The sequence below is a fragment of the Thiobacillus sp. genome (assembly GCF_013693775.1).
Taxonomy (GTDB): Bacteria; Pseudomonadota; Gammaproteobacteria; order Burkholderiales; family Thiobacillaceae; genus Thiobacillus.
The window spans coordinates 700,340-719,649 of the sequence record NZ_CP059257.1 but is presented as its reverse complement, the minus strand read 5'-3'; the positions used below and the strand labels follow the sequence as shown (position 1 = coordinate 719,649).

Here is a 19,310-nt window from a genome sequence, read left to right as displayed (position 1 = left end):
TTTTCATTTCTACATGCTGCCCATTCTCTAAGATGAGCACATCAGCCGCACCGCTCCGGCAGTGTCCGACTGATTGTCGCGCCGCGTTCTGGCTTGTGCGGCGCTTTCCAAGACCTTTAATAATTCTGGAGCAAAAAAATGAACCAAGCACGCTCGTACAAAATGTTTTCCCTTATCGGCACGTCATTGGTTTTCGCGGCCTTGCTGGGCGGCTGCGCCACGACCGACGCACTGAACAAGGCTCAGACCACGGCAGACCAGGCGTCGAAAAAGCCGATGAGGCTAACGCCAACGCCAATGCTGCCAAGACTGCCGCCGCCCAGGCTTCGCAAAAGGCTGACCAGGCCAACGCGACCGCCGACGGGGCCAAGTCGACTGCCGACCAGGCCAACTCCACTGCGAATGCGGCGAAGGCCGAAGCCGACAAGGCCATGCAGGAAGTCGACAAACTGGCCGAGAAAATCGACCGCATGTTCAAGAAAACGATGCAGAAATAATTTGTTCAGGTCCGGCGGACAGACGGCCTGAACACCGTCTGTCCACCGGCATCAACCAAGTCGGACTGGCTTGAATGGCCAATACGTTGGCGCGGCCATGGGCATTTCAGCGAATGATCACGCGCGTACCCACCTGCATCCATTGGGCAAGCCGCCGGATGTCACGGTTGGTGAGCGCCACGCAGCCGTTGGTCCAGTTGACTGCCTGTTGGACGTCGGGGTTGCCGCCACCGAGTCCATGGATTCCAATCTGGCCGCCGAGCGGCGTATCCTGCGGTGGGGTGCGATGATGTCGCAAGGCCTGCAGGATGGCATCGAATTGCGCCTGGCTGAGCATGCCGGCGTCATACGCATGGCGGGCGATGCGGGCGGACGGATAATCGAGGCCGTAGAAGGTATTGAAGCGGCTGTGGCGATCGACCCAGGTGACGTGGAATATGCCGCGCGGCGTGGTTTCGTCTCCNTGGCGATGGGTGTCGGCGACACCGCCGCTGCCGATCGCGATATTGTGGAAGCGGGCCAGGACATGGTTTTCAGCGGAAAACACCGTGAGGGTCAACGCCTGGGTATCCACCAGCACCCACTCCGTTCCCCCGGCTGCCCAAGAGATCGTGGATATCCCGAGGATGACGGCAGCCAACAATGCTTTCAAACAGAATCGCAATTCAGGACCTCCTTGATCAACCCATGAAATGCATCGTGCACTCCCCTTCTCCGACCACCGCTAGCGTGCGTTCAGTTCCCTGCCTGCATGTATTTGTCCTGCTGCTGGCGTGGTGGGTCGCCCCAGTCTGGAGCGCGACGTTTCCGCTGCCAACCGATGGCAGCAACCTCGTCGGCCGGCTGCAGGTGGTGACGGCTGACGCCCGCAATACCTTGCTGGACATCGCCCGGCATTATGACCTCGGCTATGATGAAATCACCCGCGCCAATCCGGGGATGTCGGTCTGGCTGCCCGGCGAGGGAACCCCGGTCGTCGTTCCGACCGAATTCATCCTGCCGCCGCGGCCGTGGGTGGGTGTCGTCGTGAACATTCCCCAGCGCCGGCTTTATTATTTCCCGCGCCACAGGGCTAATGAAGCGGCAACGGTGGTCACCTTTCCCATCGGGATCGCCCGTCCCGGCTGGCCAACACCGCTGGGAAGCACCCGGATCATCGCCAAATACAAGGATCCCGCCTGGATCGTTCCCAAGGACATTCAGGCCGAGCATCATAGACAGGGTGAAGCCAATTTCCCCGATTACTTTCCCNCCGGTCCCAACAATCCCATGGGCATGCTCGCCCTGGAAACCGGGTTTTCGCAAATCTTCATTCATGGTACCAACCGGCCGTGGGGCGTGGGGATGGAAGTCAGCCATGGCTGCGTCCATCTGTATCCCGAGAATGCGGCCTACCTGTTTCCCAGGGTGCCCAAAGGCACGCCGGTGAGGATCATCAACCAACCGGTGCTGGTGGGATACCGCAAGCATCAACTCTATCTCAGCGTATCCGCGCCGGTGGGAGAATATCCCGGCGATCAGGACAGCCTCCTCATGCGCGCGATCGATGCCGTCTCGCAGTCCAGAAGCCAGGCCTGGCCGACCATCGACTGGGATCGTGTGCGGCAGGTCGTCGATGCCAGGCAGGTTGTCCCTGTCCCCGTCAACATTGGCGCACCCAGTCTCGACCGCCTCATTGCGTCGATCAAGCCGGAACATTACAGCTACGAGCCCTATGGCATCGAGGCCAACGACGCGGCGCCGCCGGATGTTCCGCGCTGACTCCTGATTTCCGGAACCGGGGGCGCGCGTTCGGGTCAATGCCATCAACCAGCCAGGCTGTAGATGTTTCGTATCCCGACCACGTGACCGAACGCTCTCTTTCTTCTTTCCGGCAATATCCGAAGGCAATCTGCGTTATCGAACTCGATTCCTATTGGTGCCCGCTATGCGGACAGCACGGATTGATCCGGATTCGCCGCCGCCTCATCGACCGCATCCTGAGCCTCTTCGTCAGGCAGCGGCGATTTCGCTGCACGCAACCCGGATGCCAGTGGCAGGGGAACCTGCGCGAAAAGGCCACACGCCGGAAATCGTGAGGGTGTAATCAAAAACGATCCGTAACAAACTGATCTGACGGATTTATTCAATATGTTGCAGCCGCCGTCGATCCCGATAGACGCTTCGATCCCAGGACAGGGCGCGAGACCACAATGAGCATGTCGTCACTTTTATGGGGTTTGCTTTTCGGCTCGATCGGGCTGGGCTTTTTCCTGTACGGGAAGAAGCAGCAAGCGATCGTTCCGTTATTATGCGGGCTTGCGCTCATGGTTTTTCCGTATTTCGTTTCCAACACCTTCCTGCTGGTCGCCATCGGGGTCGCGTTGACCGCGCTCNCCTATTTCGTCCGGATCTGAGATGCCATCAATCTGACGAGGCCTCAGCTATCCGGGGCTTCGTTCACCAGTTGCTGGCGAATCGACAGCAACTCCTGCCGGTGTTGGGCATCCGTTTGGGGGTACTGCATCCCGAGTGACTTGAAGGCATCGACCACAATCCGGGCAATGATCAGCCGGGCATTTTCCTTGTCGTCGGCGGGCACCACGTACCAGGGCGCACGCTGGGTGCTCGTTGCGCTCAGACACGCTTCGTAGGCCTGCATATACTCGTCCCAGAATCCCCGCTCCACGATGTCCGCCTGACTGAACTTCCAGTTTTTCTCGGGTTCGTCGATGCGATCGATGAAACGTTTCCGCTGTTCTTCCTTCGAGAGGTGAAGAAAGAACTTGATGATCCGCGTGCCGTTCCGGTGGAGATGGTTTTCCAGGTCGACGATGGAACGATAGCGTTCTTTCCAGATCGTTTTTTCATTGAGCAGCCCGTCCGGAATTCCCTGGCTGCGGAGAATCTCCGGGTGGACCCGCACGATCAGCACTTCCTCGTAGTAGGAGCGGTTGAAGATGCCGATGCGACCGCGTTCCGGCAAGGACTGCGTGGTACGCCATAGAAAATCATGCTCGAGTTCGGTTGCGCTCGGATGCTTGAAACTGAACACCTGGCAGCCCTGGGGATTGATTCCGGACATCACATGCTTGATGGCGCCATCCTTGCCGGCGGCATCCATGGCCTGAAAAATCAGCAGGACCGCATAGCGGTTGGACGCGTAGTGCAGCTGTTGCAGTGCGCTCAGTTCGGATACCTGGTCCTCAAGGAGCTTTTGGTACTGTTCCTTGGATTTGTAAAGCGGTTTTACCCGTGTCGGCCACTTCTTGAGGTTGACCTTGTGCCCTTCCTGTACCTGGAAATCCCTGGATTTGATTTTCATCTCCGTCCTTTCGGTCGTCATTCGTTCTCAGGCTGTTCGCCTGCCCGCTTCGATTCTGGACAGGCAATGTCGCGCGCTGGGTTTTGGTCGGCTTGACCGCCACTCCCTCTTCTCCCCGCCGAGGTAGCGAACGGCTTGTATAAACGAGTAGCATTAAAACCAGCGGTTTCCAATATACAAAAAGGATAAATTGCGATGAGAAAGACACCTTCCGAAGCCTATCTTGAAAAAGCCAGACACCTGTCCAAGGAAGAAACCGAGCGGCTACTGTCCAGAATGCGCGAGAAATTGACGCGTAGACTCGAAGATAAAAAACTGAGCGCGTTGGAAGTCGTGGCGATACAGCTGGAGATAGAGGACGAGGCCTTGAGCGAATGGCGGGAACGGATGCAGGAAATCAGGAAAAAACAAAGTCCAAATAACTCGTTCATCGTTCAACCCTGGCCGGCGCCAATATTGGTGCCACACCTGCACCGGCATTCGCGTCGAATGCGCCGTGGCCCAGCAAGCATGCGGAGGCAGTTCCACGCAGTACACCATTCCGGCTCACGCCGAGATCAACCGATCTCTACTGGAACCGAATCAACCCTGGTCTACTCTCCGTAGTAAGGACGGGAGATGCAATTTTCTGCTCGATTGTGTGCCCTGCTGGTGCGAGTGGCAGAAATTCGCCCCATACCTGTGCGGCCCCCGGGCGATGCACTGGTTTTGATCGGCCTGCATTTCTCCCATCGCACTATTTGTGCTCAACCCGGTCGAACTTTTGACCGCTAAAAGGACATGGCACGATCATTGCGACAACAGGATCAGGCCTAACATCGATTCACCGGACAGGAGGACTCCATGAGCTTGTTCAACCAGTACATCGAACGCTACCGCAGAGAAGAAGAGGAATTCACCCTCGAGGAATTCCTGGATATCTGCAAGCAGGACCGGATGGCTTACGCGAGTTCCGCCGAACGCATGCTGGCGGCGATCGGCGAGCCGGAACTGGTGGATACCCGGAAGGATCCCCGATTGTCTCGCCTGTTCTCCAACAAGGTCATCAAGGTCTACCCGGCCTTCAAGGATTTTTACGGGATGGAAGACACGATCGAGCAGATCGTGTCCTATTTCAGGCATGCGGCCCAAGGCCTAGAAGAGAAAAAGCAGATCCTCTATCTGCTGGGCCCGGTGGGTGGGNGGAAATCCTCGTTGGCGGAGAAGCTCAAGCACCTGATGGAGAAAGCCCCGTTCTATGCCATCAAGGGCTCGCCGGTGAACGACTCGCCACTGTCACTGTTCTCGGCCGACGAGGACGGTGACATTCTGTTGCAGGAATATGGCATTGCACTCCGCTATCTCGGCAAGGTCTTGTCGCCCTGGGCGGTGAAGCGGCTGCACGAGTACAACGGCGACATCACCAAGTTCCGCGTGGTCAAGCGCTGGCCTTCGGTGCTGGGCCAGGTCGGCATTTCCAAGACCGAGCCGGGTGACGAGAACAACCAGGACATCTCCTCGCTGGTTGGCAAGGTGGATATCCGCAAGCTGGAAAAATACTCGCAGGACGATCCCGACGCCTACAGCTATTCGGGCGGGCTTTCCCTGTCCAACCAGGGCCTGATGGAATTCGTCGAGATGTTCAAGGCGCCGATCAAGGTGCTGCATCCGCTCCTGACGGCCACCCAGGAAGGCAACTACAAGGGCACCGAGGGTTTCGGCGCGATCCCCTTCGACGGCGTCGTGCTGGCGCACAGCAACGAGTCGGAATGGACTACCTTCCGCAACAACAAGAACAACGAAGCCTTCCTCGACCGCATCTACATCGTCAAGGTGCCCTACTGCCTCCGCGTCTCCGAGGAAGTGAAGATCTACGAGAAGCTCCTGCAGCACAGCTCGCTGTCGGAATCGCCCTGCGCGCCCGGCACGCTGGAAATGCTGGCGCAATTCTCGGTCCTGACCCGCCTGAAGGAGCCTGAAAACTCCAGTATCTATTCCAAGATGCGCGTCTACGACGGAGAAAACCTCAAGGACACCGATCCCAAGGCCAAGAGCTACCAGGAGTACCGCGACTTCGCCGGTGTCGACGAAGGCATGACCGGCATCTCGACCCGCTTCGCCTTCAAGATCCTGTCGCGCGTATTCAACTTCGACCACAGCGAGGTCGCCGCCAACCCGGTGCACCTGCTCTACGTGCTGGAACAGCAGATCGAGCAGGAGCAATTGCCGCCCGAGGTGGAACAGCGCTACATCGCCTACCTGAAGGAGTATCTGTCGCCGCATTACGCCGAATACATCGAGAAGGAGCTGCAGACCGCCTACCTCGAGTCCTACTCGGAATATGGGCAGAATATCTTCGACCGCTACGTGACCTACGCGGACATGTGGATCCAGGACCAGGAGTTCCGCGACCCGGATACCGGCGAGATTCTCGACCGTGCGCAGCTCAATACCGAGCTGGAGAAGATCGAGAAGCCGGCCGGCATCGCCAATCCGAAGGACTTCCGCCACGAGGTGGTCAACTTCGTGCTGCGCGCCCGCGCCCAGAATCATGGCAAGAACCCGGCCTGGACCAGCTACGAGAAACTGCGCGCGGTGATCGAGAAACGCATGTTCTCCAGCACCGAAGACCTGTTGCCGGTGATCTCGTTCAACGCCAAGGCGTCCAGCGAAGAGCAGAAGAAGCACCAGGACTTTGTCCAGCGCATGGTCGACAAGGGCTACACCGACAAGCAGGTGCGTCTGCTGGCCGAGTGGTATCTGCGCGCAAGAAAGGCGTCCTGAAAGGTAGGCCATGAATCGGCTTNNGTAGACCGTCGTCTCTCCGGCAAGAACCGCAGCGCCGTCAACCGGCAGCGTTTCCTGCGCCGCTTCAAGGCGCAGATCCGCAAGGCTGCGTCGGAAGTCGTGTCCGGGCGCAAGGTGACGGATATGGAACGCGGCGAGAAGATTTCCATTCCCTCCAAGGATCTGTCCGAGCCCATCTTCCATCATGGTCCCGGTGGCCGCCGCAACATCGTGCTGCCGGGCAATCGCGACTTCGTCACCGGCGACCGGGTGGATCGTCCCGAGNGGCGGAGGGGAACCGGCAGCGGCGGAGGCCCGGCCGACGAGAGCATGGACGACTTCGTGTTCGAGCTGTCCAAGGAAGAGTTCATGGATTACTTCTTCCAGGATCTGGCGCTGCCGGACCTGGTGAAGAAACAGCTTGCCGCCGTCCCCGAAGTGAAGAAGGCCCGTGCCGGCTTTGTCAGCCAGGGCAACCCGTCCAACCTGCACGTGGTGCGCTCGATGAAGCAGGCCATCGGACGCCGGCTCGCCATGGCGGCCGGTCCGCGCGACGCGCTGCGGGAGGCCGAGGAAAAACTTGCCGAACTGGAAGCGAACGGGCTGGGTGCGAGCGCGGAGGCCGACGAACTGCGCGAGGAAATCGCGTCCTTCAAGGCCCGGCTTGCTGCCGTTCCTTTCATCGACACCTGGGACCTGCGTTACGCCAACCGGGTCGAGCAGCCGACGCCCAGCAGCCAGGCCGTGATGTTCTGCCTGATGGACGTGTCGGGCTCGATGGACGAGGACCGCAAGAACATCGCCAAGCGCTTCTTCATGCTGCTCTATCTCTTTCTCACCAAGAGTTACGAACGCATCGACGTGGTGTTCATCCGCCACCATACCGTGGCCAAGGAAGTCGACGAGGAAGACTTCTTCAGTTCGCGCGAAAGCGGCGGCACCGTGGTATCGAGCGCCCTCGAGCTGATGCGCGACATCATCCTCGAGCGCTATCCGAGCGCCAACTGGAACATCTACGCTGCTCAGGCTTCTGACGGTGACAACTGGGAGGATGACTCGCCGCGCTGCCGCGAGCTGCTGCATAGCATCCTGCCGCTGACGCAGTACTTCGCCTACGTGGAGATCGAGGCCGAGGAGCCGCAAAGCCTGTGGCACGAGTACGAACGGGTGAAGGCGGCGAGCCCGCGCTTCGCCATGCAGCGCATTCTCACGCTGGAAGATATCTATCCGGTATTCCGCGAACTGTTCAGGAAGAGGGTGGCCTGAGATGGAACCCGAAATGGAATCCGACATCGCCCCGACCCCGCCCACCACTTCGCGCCAGGTCCTGTCCGAAGGCTCCGAGTGGAGCTTCGAACTGCTCGACCGCTACGACCGCGAGATCGCGCGGGTGGCCGCGCACTACGGCCTTGACACCTACCCCAGCCAGATCGAGATCATCACCTCCGAGCAGATGATCGATGCCTACTCATCGGTCGGCATGCCGGTGGGCTATCACCACTGGTCCTACGGCAAGCAATTCATCGCCACCCAGCGCGGCTACAAGCGCGGCCAGATGGGACTGGCCTACGAGATCGTCATCAACTCCAGCCCCTGCATCGCCTATCTGATGGAAGAGAACACGATGACCATGCAGGCGCTGGTGATCGCTCATGCCGCCTATGGCCACAATTCCTTCTTCAAGGGCAACTACCTGTTCCGCACCTGGACCGATGCGGAAGGCATCCTCGACTACCTGGTGTTTGCCCGCAACTTCATCGCCGAATGCGAGCAGCGTCACGGCGAGGAAGCGGTCGAGGAGTTGCTCGATTCCTGTCACGCCCTGATGAACCTCGGCGTCGACCGCTACAAGCGCCCGGCCCGGCTGTCGATGGCCAAGGAGCAGCTGCGCCAGACCGAGCGCGAAGCCTACCTGCAATCGCAGGTCAACGACCTATGGCGCACCCTGCCGACCAGGCAGGTGGCCGGGCAGGAANAACTCGCGGCCCGCTTCCCCAGCGAACCGCAGGAGAACCTGCTGTATTTCATCGAAAAGAACGCGCCGCGGCTCGAGCCCTGGCAGCGCGAGATCGTCCGCATCGTCAGGAAGATCGCGCAATATTTCTACNCCCAGCGCCAGACCCAGGTCATGAACGAGGGCTGGGCCACCTTCTGGCACTACACGCTGCTCAACCACCTGTACGAGGAAGGCAAGCTCACCGACGGTTTCATGATGGAGTTCCTGCAAAGCCACACCAACGTGGTCTACCAGCCGCCCTACAACAGCCGCCACTACAACGGCATCAATCCCTATGCGCTGGGCTTCGCCATGTTCACCGATCTGCGCCGTATCTGCGAGTACCCCACCGAGGAGGATCGCCGCTGGTTTCCCGAACTGGCCGGCAGCGACTGGGTGAAGTCGCTGGATTTCGCCATGCGCAACTTCAAGGACGAGAGCTTCATCGCGCAGTACCTCTCGCCCAAGCTGATCCGCGACTTCAAGCTGTTTACCATGCTCGACGACGATACCGAGGAGAAGCTGGAGGTCACCGCGATTCACGACGACGCCGGCTACCGCGCCGTTCGCCAGCAGCTCGCCGAGCAATACAACCTCGGCAATCGCGAGCCCAACATCCAGGTCTACGAAGTCGACGTTTTCGGTGACCGCTCGCTCAGTCTGCGTCACTACATGCACGACCGCCGCCCTCTGGGCGAGTCGACACCGGAGATGCTGCGCCACGTCGCCCGTCTGTGGGGCTACACCGTACGCATCGACAGCGTGGACCAGAACGGGGTATCGCACATGACAGCCGTGAGCGAGGTCTAACTCGCCCATCTTGCCGGCATAGTCAACTGTCGAGAGCGGGCCAGCACGACGCGGATATTCGAATCGGTATCGAGTTCTCGCGTGCGTCACCTACACAGGTTTGCGCGTTTGGCAATATCGGGAATGTTGTTTTTACGTCGGCTGGCCGAATCCGGGCGATATGCCGAAGTAGCTGCCGCGTTGATGCCGTCCGTTCATTTACAAGACTTCCAGTAAATTCAAGCGCCTAAAGCGACTGGACGGTAATTGGCGGAGAGGGTGGGATTCGAACCCACGGTGAACTTGCGCTCACGCCTGATTTCGAGTCAGGTACATTCGACCACTCTGCCACCTCTCCGGGGCGCGTATTGTAACCGAGTCGGGCGGTTTGCTGGACGAAAATTTCGCTCTCGTTCAGACTGTATTCATGCCCATCATAAAAACAATGAGATGGATCGGGAGATTGGCTGCACTGGCGCTGACACTGGCATTGGCCGCCTGTAGTCGTCCCATTCCACCGCCCGAAACCAGTGGCGAGTTGCAGGTGGGAGTACGCAACAGCCCTGCGACCTACTATATCGCCCGCAATGGCGAGGCTGCCGGCTTCGAACACGATTTGATCCAGGCATACGGCCAGTCGCAGAACTGGACGCCAGTATGGACGGCGAAGCCCCGGCCCGCAGCCCTGTTCGACTTGCTTGAGAATCGCCAGATCCATCTGGCGGCGGCGACCTTGCCGCAAGCCGTGGTCAAGGATCGCCATCTGATTGCCGGCCCGGTTCTATTCGAGACGCCGGTCCATATCGTCTATCGCGCCAGCGAGCGGGCGCCTCGCGACATCGCTGCCCTGTCAGGCAAGAAGCTGGCATTGATCATCGGTTCAGGCCATACGCCCATGCTGATGCGTCTGAAGCGCAAGTATCCCAAGCTGTCCTGGTCCGCGCTGGACAATGTCTGGCCGGACGAGCTGCTGGCGCAACTGCAGGCCGGCAAATACGACGCGGTGGTCATCAACGGCATGGATTTCGATCCCGTGCGTACCTTCTATCCCGAACTGGCCGTGGCCTTCGACCTGCCGGACACCCAGAAAATCGTGTGGGCGCTGCCGAAACACAGCTCGCTCATCCTGCGTAATTCGCTGGCCCGCTTCATCGAACAGGCACGCTGGGACGGCACCATCAAACGCATCTACGAGCGTTACTTCGGTCACGTCAAGCGACTGGACAGCACGGACATCCTCGGCATCATGCAGCGCCGTCCGCAACGCCTGCCGGATTTGCGCCGGTATTTCCAGGAAGCCCAGACGCTCACCGGCATCGACTGGCGTCTGTTGGCCGCGATCGGCTACCAGGAATCGCAATGGGATCCGTTTGCCACGTCGCCGACCGGCGTGCGCGGCTTGATGATGCTGACCGCCGAAACGGCCGACCGCATGCGGATCAGCGATCGACTCAACGCGCGCCAGAGCATCCTCGGCGGCGCCCGCTATCTGGCCATGCTGAAGGATGCCCTGCCCGACCGCATTCCCGAGCCCGATCGCACCTGGCTTGCGTTGGCTGCCTACAACCAGGGACAAGGCCATCTGGAAGATGCGCGTCGCATCGCGCAGGCGCGCGGCGGCAATCCGGACAGCTGGGCGGACGTGAAAGCAGCCCTGCCCTACCTGAGCCGAAGCGAGTATGCCAAGGTGATGAAATACGGCTATGCCCGCGGCGCCGAGGCGCTGCTGTTCGCCGAGAACATCCGCAACTACTACGACATCCTGGTGCGGCTGGAGCCCGAATACAACCCGCTGTTCAACCTGGGCAAGAGCGAAGCGGGCCTGCCGACGCCGGGCTGACCGGCCGGCATCCGTTCAGGCGGTGGTCAGCCGGTCGATCCCGCCCATCCACGGACGCAACGCCTCCGGCACGGTCACGCTGCCGTCGGCGTTCTGGTAATTCTCCAGGATCGCCACCAGCGTGCGCCCCACCGCCAGCCCCGAACCGTTCAGCGTGTGCAACAGTTCCGGCTTGCCCTGCCCCGCCTTGAAACGCGCCTGCATGCGGCGCGCCTGAAAGGTCTCAAAATTGGAGCAGGAAGAGATTTCGCGGTAGGTGTTCTGCGCCGGCAGCCACACTTCGAGGTCGTAGGTCTTGGCCGACGAGAAGCCCATGTCGCCGCTGCACAGGGCCATCTTGCGGTACGGCAGGCCGAGTTTCTGCAGGATTGTTTCGGCATGCGCAGTCAGGTTTTCCAGCGCGGCGTAGGAGTCTTCCGGCTTCACCATCTGCACCAGCTCCACCTTGTCGAACTGGTGCTGGCGGATCATGCCGCGGGTGTCGCGGCCGTAGGAACCCGCCTCGGAGCGGAAGCACGGCGTGTGGGCGACAAACTTCAGCGGCAAGGCTTCGGCCGGCACGATCTCGTCGCGCACGAGGTTGGTCACCGGGACTTCGGCGGTGGGGATAAGATAATATTTTTCCTCATTGAGCAAATTTGCGATATCACCCGCGCCAAAAGGCCCTTTCACAAGTTCCTTTAATTGAAACATGCTACGCGACGCCGCAAACAAGTCGACTTCGAATTTCGGGAGTTGGCCTGTTCCAAACATTGAGTCGGCGTTCACAATATATGGTACATACACTTCGGTGTAGCCGTGCTCGCGGGTATGGACGTCTAGCATGAACTGCGCGAGTGCACGATGCAGGCGCGCCAGTCCGCCCTTCATGACCGTGAAGCGGCTGCCGCTGATCTTCACCGCGGCGGCGAAGTCGAGCTGGCCCAGGCCTTCGCCGAGATCGACGTGATCGCGCACCGGAAAATCGAACTGTCTTGGCGTGCCCCAGCGGCTCACCTCGACGTTTGCGGTTTCGTCCTTGCCAACCGCGACCGACTCGTGCGGCAGGTTCGGCACGCCCATCAGGAAATCATTGAGTTCGGCCTGGAGTTCGGACAGGCGCGCTTCCAGCTGCTTCTGCTCGTCGCCCAGCCCCGCCACCTCGGCCATCACCGCCGTGGTGTCCTCGCCCTTGCCCTTCATCATGCCGATCTGCTTGGACAGGGTGTTGCGGCGGCTTTGCGCCTCCTGGGTGCGGGTCTGGATCGATTTGCGCTCAGCTTCCAGCGCTTCGAAGCGCGCCGTGTCGNNAGCAAAGCCGCGCGCAGCCAGGCGCTCGGCGACGAGGACTGCGTCTTTGCGCAGCAACTGGATATCAAGCATGGAAGTATGGGGAAACGCCAAAGCGCCATTTTCGCCGATAGCTGCGGCTATCGGCTAGAGGTGCGTGAAATTAGGCCGCCTCGACCATCCCCACCGCCTCGTCCACGTCGACCGCGACGATGCGCGACACGCCCTGTTCCTGCATGGTGACGCCGGCCAGGTGCTGCGCCATTTCCATGGTGACACGGTTGTGGGTGATGAAGAGGAACTGGGTGTGGTCGGACATCGCCTTGACTAGGTTGCAGTAGCGCTCGGTGTTGGCGTCGTCGAGCGGCGCATCGACCTCGTCCAGGAGGCAGAACGGCGCCGGGTTGAGCTTGAACATGGCGAACACCAGTGACAGCGCGGTGAGCGTTTTCTCGCCGCCGGACAGTAAGTGAATCGAGGCGTTCTTCTTGCCGGGCGGCTGGGCGAACACCTGCACACCGGCATCGAGCAGTTCGTCGCCGGTGAGGATGAGGCGCGCCTGGCCGCCACCGAACAGCTGCGGGAACAGTTCGCCCATGTGCTGGTTGACGGTGTCGAAGGTCTCCTTCAGCCGCGCGCGCGATTCCTGGTCGATGCGGCGGATCGCGTCTTCTAGCGTAGTGACGGCTTCCAGCAGGTCGGCACACTGCGCCGCGAGGTATTCGGAACGCTCCTGCGCCTGGGTGAGCTCGTCCAGCGCGGCGAGGTTGACCGCACCCAGCGCGGCGATCTCGTTCTGCAGACGGTTGATATCGGCCTGCAATTGGCTGGGCTTCGGGCTGTCGGCCAGGCCTGATTCGAGGCTGGCTTCATCCGCCGCTGCTTCGCGCAGTTGTAGTTCGAACTGCGACTGCATCAGCATGGCTTCCTGGTCTTTGAGCTTGAGCTGTTCGATCGTGCGGCGCAGCGGGTCGAGGCCCTGCTCGCAGGCCAGCCGCGCCTCGTCATGTCCTCTGAGTTGCGCGGTCAGCCCTTCGAGCGCGTCGCGCGCGGCGGCCAGCGCGGCTTCGGCCGCGGTGCGCGTCTCCAGGGCAGTCTGAAGTTCGGCGTCGAGCGCGTCGGCTGGCAGACGTGCCAGCTCCTCGCGCGCCTGGGTCAGGCGGGTGTCGTCATCGGCGATTTCCTGCTCGATGCGCGCCAGGGTCTCGGTGAGCTCGCGGATCTTGTTGGTGCAGGTGGTCAGCGCGAAGCCGGCTTCCTGATGCCGCCGCTCGGCCGCGCGCTGCAGTTCGCGCGCGTCGAACACGGCGCGGTCAGCCTGGTCGCGCTGCTGGCGCGCGGCGTAGAGCGCCTCGCGTGCGCCTTCCTCCTGCGCACGGTAGTCCCTGAGGCGGATTTCCAGCCCTTCGACCGATGCCCGTTCGCTTTCCAGCTGCAACGTGACTTCCTCGAGTTCCTGACCGATCTGTGCGGCGCGGGTCTGCACCCGTTCGACCGCCTGCTGCAGGCGCAGCAGTTCCATCTGCGCGGTATGGTGACGGCCCTGAGTCTGGCCGGTCTGCGCGCGCAAGGCCTGGATCTCGCGCTGGCGTTCGGCAACCTGCGCTTGCGCCTCGCCGTAGGCAGCTTCGAACTGGACGGTTTCCTCGCGCAGACGCTCGGCGTCGGCGGTCAGCCGCTCGAGCTCGCGACCACGCGCCAGAATGCCCTCGACCGCGGTATGTGGGCCATGGAAGGTGACGCTATGCGGGGTGAACACATGGCCCTGCGGCGTCACGACGCACTCGCCGGTCAGCAGCGTCGACGCGCGNCGCGCCGCGTCGGCATCGTCGGCCCAATACACGCCGGCCAGCCAATCGGCCAGCGCGGCCTGGGCCGCAAGGTCGTCGCTGATGATCTTGCTCGCGAGCGTGTCCGCGGGCGCCTGCGCAGCGGACACGCCCTGCCCTGTCCACAGCGTGAGCCGCGATGGCGGCGTGTCGGTAAACCAGTCCGGCCGCGCATCGGCCGCCACCGCCTGCAGACGTTCGCGCAGCACCGCCTCGACCGCGGCCTCCCAGCCCGGTGAAACCGTGAGCTTTTCCCACAGGCGCGCAGCGTGCTGCAGGTTGCGGTGGGCGAGCCAGGCGCCGAGCTTCTCGTCGGCCTTGAGGCTTTCCTGCAGCTTCTTCAGTGCGGCGAGCTCGGCTTCCGTCTGGTGCAGCGCCTTGCGGGCGGCTTCGAGGTCGCGCATGTGTTGTCCACGCGCGGCGTCGAGTTCCGGCAACGCGGTCTCGGCTTCCTTCAGTTTCTCCTGCGCGGATGCCAGGGTCTGTGCCAGTTCCTCCACCTCGAGCTGCTTGCCCGCCAGTCCGCTGGCGTCGGGACGCGGCAGTTGGGCCTGCTCCTGCTCGAGCCGCCGATGTCGCGCTTCGAGCTGCTCGATCTGGCGGCGGGTATGGCCGAGGCTGTTTTCGTCGACCTGGCGCGACTGGTCCAGCTGCGACACCATGCGCTGCGCATCGCCCACGCCTTGCTGCGCAACGCGCAGCGCGGCTTCCTTCTCCGGCAAGGTGCTGTCCGTGGCCTGGCGCGCGGCGGCCTCGGCTTCCATCAACGCGGCTTCGAGACCGGGCTGCTGCGCGTTGACCTCGTGCAGCGCATCCTGCGTGGCGGTCCGGCGTGCCTGCTGTGTCTCGACGCGCGCACCCAGATCCTGCACCTGGCGATACAGCCGCTCGCGGGTGGCGTTCTGGTGCGCCATCGTCTGCTCGATGCGCGCGACTTCCGACTGCGCCTGGTAATACGCCGCCTGCGCCGTGTTGAGCGTGTCCTGCCCGGCGAACTGGGTCTGGCGCGCGGTTTCCAAGGTCGACTCGATATGGCGCAGGCGCGCCGTCTCGGCTTCGAGTTTGTTCTGCGCTTCGGTCAGATCCCTGTCGATGCGCGCGCGCTGCTGAGCGGCATCGTGCTTGCGGGCGAACCACAGACGGTGCTGCGAAAACGTCAAATCCGCCTGCAGACTGCGGTAATGCTGAGCGACTTCGGCCTGCGCGGTGAGCTTCTCGACCTGGGCCTTGAGTTCGCGCTGGATGTCCTCGACCCGGTTCATGTTGTCGCGCGCGTCCTTCAGCCGCGACTCGGTTTCCTTGCGGCGTTCCTTGTATTTGGAGACGCCCGCGGCTTCTTCCAGGTAGCCGCGCAGCTCCTCCGGCTTGGCCTCGATCAGGCGTGTGATCATGCCCTGCTCGATGATGGCGTAGGCGCGCGCGCCGACCCCGGTGCCGAGGAACAGGTCGGCGACGTCGCGCCGCCGCACCCGCATGTTGTTGATGTAATAGGTGGAGTCGCCGCTGCGGTCGAGCACGCGCTTGACCGAGATCTCGGCGTATTGCGACCACTGCCCGGCGGCGCGGCCGAGCTCGTTGTTGAACGCCAGCTCGACCGAGGCGCGCGACGCCGGCTTGCGCGTGCCGGAACCGTTGAAGATCACGTCCTGCATCGATTCGCCGCGCAGGTGCTTGGCCGACGATTCGCCGAGCACCCAGCGCACCGCGTCGATCACGTTCGACTTACCGCAGCCATTCGGCCCCACCACGCCGGTCAGCTGGGCGGGGACGGGAATCACGGTGGGATCGACGAAACTCTTGAAACCGGCAAGTTTGATGTGGGTTAAACGCAAGACAGCGGACCTAAGCTTTTATAATGGGTGTCGTCTCAATGCGCCGTTAGATTTTTACGGCGTTCTGTTTCCGACACATTCTACACCGAGCCTCCCCATGCCCTCCACGCCCGCCAAAACCCTGGAAACCTTTCCCAACCCGAAACCGGGACGCGACTTTCATATCCACATGGAAGTCCCTGAATTCACATGCCTTTGCCCCAAGACCGGGCAGCCCGATTTCGCCACGCTTATCCTCGACTACATTCCCGACAAGACCTGCGTCGAGCTGAAGAGCCTGAAGCTCTACATATGGAGCTTTCGCGAGGAAGGTCATTTCCATGAAGACGTCACCAACCGGATTCTTGATGATCTCGTCAAAGCGACGAAACCGCGCTTCATGCGCCTGACCGCCAAGTTCTATGTGCGTGGCGGCATCTTCACCAACGTCGTTGCCGAGCACCGCAAGAAAGGCTGGCAACCTGCGCCGCGCGTCGACCTGACACAGTTCGAGCATCAGTCGAACACACGCGGATAAGCAATTGTATTTCCTGGGAATAGACTTCGGCACCTCGGGCGCACGCAGCTGCGTCATCGACGCCGAAGGCGTGATCGTCGCCGAGGATGCGCGCGACTTCGGCACGCTCGAAGAACACGAACGCGCCGGCATCTGGCGCGACGCGCTGTGGGATTTGGTCGCGTCGCTGCCGCCGCCGATCCGCGCGCAGCTCTCCGACATCGCGCTCGACGGCACCTCCGGCACCGTGCTCGCCTGCGACAAGGAACTCTCCCCGCGCCATCCGCCGCTGCTGTACAACGACGACCGCGCGGTCGACGAAGCGCGGCTGATCGCGAAAACCGCCACCCCGGGCCACCCCGCCGCCGCCGTCACCTCGGGGCTGGCCAAGACGCTGTGGCTGAAGAAGCGGCTCGGCCTTACCGGCGCGCGGCTCTACCTCAACCAGGCCGACTGGCTGTCGGGCCTGCTGACCGGCCGGGTCGGCATGACCGATTATCACAACGCCCTCAAGATGGGCCTCGATCTCGACGAGCTGAAATGGCCGGCCTGGGTCGAATACCTGGCCGACGTCGACTACCTGCCGGTGCCGATCGCGCCTGGCGCCCGGCTCGCCACGGTGTCACGCCCGCGCGCGCTACCTCGGCGTGAATCCNCGGCTGCANTGGTGCACGCCGGCACCACCGATTCCATCGCCGCCTTCCTGGCCGCGGGCGTGACCAAAAGCGGCGACGCCGTCACCTCGCTCGGCAGCACCTTGGTGCTGAAACTGCTCTCCGACACGCCGGTGGAATCGGCCGAACATGGCGTCTATTCGCACTGGTTCGGCAGCCGCTGGCTGGCGGGTGGCGCCTCCAACGCCGGCGGCGCGGTGTTGCGGCAGTTCTTCGACGACCGCCAGCTGGCCGCGCTCAGCGAACAGATCGATCCAGCTGTCGCCAGCCCGCTCGACTACCTGCCGCTGCCGCGCACCGGCGAACGCTTTCCGGTCAACGACCCGCAGCTTGCGCCGCGCCTGGCGCCGCGCCCGCCCGACGACGCCGAATTCCTGCACGGCCTGCTGGAAAGCCTCGCCCGCATCGAGGCCGAAGGCTACGGCCTGTTGGCCACGTTGGGCGCCACGCCCGTGTCCCGGGTCGAAACCGCCGGCGGAGGCGCGCGTAATGCCGTCTGGGCGCGTATTCGCCAGCGCCGGCTCGGCCTGCCAGTGACGCGCTNNGCGCACATCGAGGCCGCCTACGGCGCGGCGCGGCTGGCGCGGGATGGCGTGCAAACCTTCGCCTCGCTTGCGCCGCGGGGTCAAGGGCTATAGTTAGGACCATGCATCAAGCTTGAAACCGAACACCCTCGTTGTTCCGGCAAGGAGAATTCATGGCCATGACCCACGCAGCATCCGGCGAGTTGATCGACGTCCGCCCGCTTGGCCCGGCATTGCGCGAAACGCGTTCGAGCACGCTGGTCAGAGCGGATCACCTCGAGGTCTTCCGGTTCGTGCTGATCGCCGGGAAGACAGCCCCGGATCACAAGGCGTCGGGCGCCCTCACCCTTCAATGTCTGGAAGGCGCCGTGGAACTCGATGCCCACGGGCGAACGCAGAGCCTCCGCGCAGGCGACATGGTTTACCTTGCCGACGCAGAGCCACATGCCGTCAGGGCAATGGAGGACGCCTCTCTTCTCGTCACGGTCCTGCTGCGACGCGTATGATCGCGATGCTCGAACTGGGCGCCAATCAATGATGCAACGGGCGGTCGGACTCGAGTGAAGCCTCGAATTCGCCGACACCCCGTGCGTCGTCCAGTCTGTCCCGGCAAGGACTTCCCGGTGGACCCGTCCGGGTGCGGTGTGCTTCAACCCCGTCGATACGCTCAGTGATATTTTTCCATGCTGACCTGGCCGGGCTCGCGCCGGCGATGCCGCTTCAGCCCGCGTTTNTCCAGGCTGGCCAGGGTGTCCTGCAGCATGCCGGCATTTCCGCAAAGCATCACGTGGGCATCGGCCGGAGTCAGATCCAGGCCGGTCTTTCGCTCCAATGCGCCGCTTTCGATGCTGGCGGGAATCCGTTGGCATAGAGGGCCGTCGCCGGGTTCACGGGTGACGAACGGAACGAACTGGAATTGCACGGGGTGGCGCTGCCGTATTTCATGGATGGTCTCTTGGTAACCCAGCTCGTCCCGTGTGCGAACCGAATGACCCAGCACGACTTTCTCAAACCGCGACCAGGGCGCCGCGGTTTTAAGGATGGAGAGGAAAGGACCGATCGCCGTGCCCGTGGCGAGGAGCCAGAGGTGTCGGGCATTGGGGATTTCATCCAGGGTGAGGAATCCAGTGGGCGCGGGCACGACCCAAAAATGCTCTCCGGGCTGAAGCTCGGCCAGACGGGGCGACAGCGGGCCTTCGCGGACGACGTTGAAATAGATCTCGTGCGGCCTCTCGTCGGGCGCATTGACCATGGAATACGGGCGTGCGATGCGTTCGCCGGCTATGTCCATCCCCGCGCGAATGAACTGGCCCGCATTGAAAGGGGCCAGCTCGGCCTCGAAACGCAGCGAAATCAGTGCATCGTTCCAGCGTATGCGCTCGACTACGGTTGCCTCTACCCATTCGCTCATCGTCTGCTCCTCGAAGGCAATACGGGATCTATATGGGGGCACGGGTCTGCATTCAACCCGCCTCCCGGCAGGGTATGCGGCCG

Annotated in this window: 15 protein-coding genes, 1 tRNA gene and 1 pseudogene; 11 read left to right on the top strand and 6 right to left on the bottom strand. The window is 62.1% G+C overall.

What is annotated here, in order from left to right; translation table 11 throughout:
* Positions 1-32 precede the first annotated feature (32 nt).
* Positions 33-497 (top strand): alanine-zipper protein, encoded by a 465-nt coding sequence (locus tag HZY77_RS03575; protein ID WP_296818820.1) that lies wholly within the window; start codon positions 33-35, stop codon positions 495-497.
* A gap of 106 nt (positions 498-603) precedes the next feature.
* Here the strand turns inward: HZY77_RS03575 and HZY77_RS03570 are convergent, their stop codons facing one another.
* The gene (locus tag HZY77_RS03570) at positions 604-1,161 is read right to left on the bottom strand and encodes a L,D-transpeptidase (protein WP_296818818.1); all 558 of its coding nucleotides are present in this window, start codon (positions 1,159-1,161) and stop codon (positions 604-606) included.
* Between the two features lie 65 nt (positions 1,162-1,226).
* Between HZY77_RS03570 and HZY77_RS03565 the strand changes: the two genes are divergently transcribed.
* Together HZY77_RS03565 and HZY77_RS03560 are read left to right on the top strand one after the other, a co-directional pair.
* A complete protein-coding gene (locus tag HZY77_RS03565; RefSeq protein WP_296818815.1) occupies positions 1,227-2,258 on the top strand; it encodes a L,D-transpeptidase family protein in 1,032 nt (343 codons plus the stop codon).
* 431 nt (positions 2,259-2,689) lie between these two features.
* Positions 2,690-2,893 carry a hypothetical protein gene (locus tag HZY77_RS03560; RefSeq protein ID WP_296818812.1) on the top strand — a complete coding sequence of 68 codons (204 nt, stop codon included), beginning with the start codon at positions 2,690-2,692 and terminating at the stop codon, positions 2,891-2,893.
* A 23-nt stretch (positions 2,894-2,916) separates the two neighbouring features.
* Here HZY77_RS03560 and HZY77_RS03555 read toward each other — a convergent pair whose 3' ends face one another.
* Positions 2,917-3,801 carry an ADP-polyphosphate phosphotransferase gene (locus HZY77_RS03555; RefSeq protein ID WP_296818809.1) on the bottom strand — a complete coding sequence of 295 codons (885 nt, stop codon included), beginning with the start codon at positions 3,799-3,801 and terminating at the stop codon, positions 2,917-2,919.
* A 195-nt stretch (positions 3,802-3,996) separates the two neighbouring features.
* Here HZY77_RS03555 and HZY77_RS03550 point away from each other — a divergent pair, with 195 nt between their 5' ends.
* From HZY77_RS03550 to HZY77_RS03535, 4 genes and pseudogenes are all read left to right on the top strand, one after another.
* Positions 3,997-4,407, top strand: a complete 411-nt coding sequence (locus tag HZY77_RS03550) for a hypothetical protein (protein WP_296818806.1) — start codon at positions 3,997-3,999, stop codon at positions 4,405-4,407.
* A 237-nt stretch (positions 4,408-4,644) separates the two neighbouring features.
* Positions 4,645-6,564 (top strand): PrkA family serine protein kinase, encoded by a 1,920-nt coding sequence (locus HZY77_RS03545; protein ID WP_296818803.1) that lies wholly within the window; start codon positions 4,645-4,647, stop codon positions 6,562-6,564.
* 24 nt (positions 6,565-6,588) lie between these two features.
* A pseudogene (locus HZY77_RS03540) lies at positions 6,589-7,833 on the top strand (YeaH/YhbH family protein); the annotation flags it as partial.
* 1 nt (position 7,834) lies between these two features.
* Positions 7,835-9,373, top strand: coding sequence for a SpoVR family protein (locus HZY77_RS03535; RefSeq protein ID WP_296818800.1), 1,539 nt, complete (start codon positions 7,835-7,837; stop codon positions 9,371-9,373).
* Between the two features lie 247 nt (positions 9,374-9,620).
* Here the strand turns inward: HZY77_RS03535 and HZY77_RS03530 are convergent.
* Positions 9,621-9,710 (bottom strand) — tRNA-Ser (locus HZY77_RS03530).
* Positions 9,711-9,815: 105 nt separating this feature from the next.
* On the opposite strand from HZY77_RS03530, the gene mltF reads away from it, so the two are divergent.
* A complete protein-coding gene (gene mltF, locus HZY77_RS03525; RefSeq protein ID WP_296818797.1) occupies positions 9,816-11,192 on the top strand; it encodes a membrane-bound lytic murein transglycosylase MltF in 1,377 nt (458 codons plus the stop codon).
* 15 nt (positions 11,193-11,207) lie between these two features.
* Here mltF and serS read toward each other — a convergent pair whose 3' ends face one another.
* Complete coding sequence (gene serS / locus HZY77_RS03520; RefSeq protein ID WP_296818793.1) at positions 11,208-12,554, bottom strand: serine--tRNA ligase; 1,347 nt, start codon at positions 12,552-12,554, stop codon at positions 11,208-11,210.
* Between the two features lie 70 nt (positions 12,555-12,624).
* On the bottom strand, positions 12,625-16,122 hold the full coding sequence (gene smc / locus HZY77_RS03515; protein WP_296818790.1) for a chromosome segregation protein SMC: 3,498 nt from the start codon (positions 16,120-16,122) through the stop codon (positions 12,625-12,627).
* 97 nt (positions 16,123-16,219) lie between these two features.
* Here smc and queF point away from each other — a divergent pair, with 97 nt between their 5' ends.
* The 3 genes from queF (at position 16,220) to HZY77_RS03500 (ending at position 18,322) form a co-directional block, all read left to right on the top strand.
* Positions 16,220-16,639 carry a preQ(1) synthase gene (queF, locus tag HZY77_RS03510; protein ID WP_296632760.1) on the top strand — a complete coding sequence of 140 codons (420 nt, stop codon included), beginning with the start codon at positions 16,220-16,222 and terminating at the stop codon, positions 16,637-16,639.
* 4 nt (positions 16,640-16,643) lie between these two features.
* Positions 16,644-17,930, top strand: coding sequence for an FGGY-family carbohydrate kinase (locus tag HZY77_RS03505; protein ID WP_296818787.1), 1,287 nt, complete (start codon positions 16,644-16,646; stop codon positions 17,928-17,930).
* A gap of 59 nt (positions 17,931-17,989) precedes the next feature.
* Positions 17,990-18,322 carry a cupin domain-containing protein gene (locus HZY77_RS03500; RefSeq protein WP_296818784.1) on the top strand — a complete coding sequence of 111 codons (333 nt, stop codon included), beginning with the start codon at positions 17,990-17,992 and terminating at the stop codon, positions 18,320-18,322.
* A gap of 161 nt (positions 18,323-18,483) precedes the next feature.
* Here the strand turns inward: HZY77_RS03500 and HZY77_RS03495 are convergent, their stop codons facing one another.
* Entirely contained in the window at positions 18,484-19,227 is a 744-nt protein-coding gene (locus tag HZY77_RS03495) for a ferredoxin--NADP reductase (RefSeq protein ID WP_296818782.1), read from the bottom strand.
* Between the last annotated feature and the right edge of the window lie 83 nt (positions 19,228-19,310).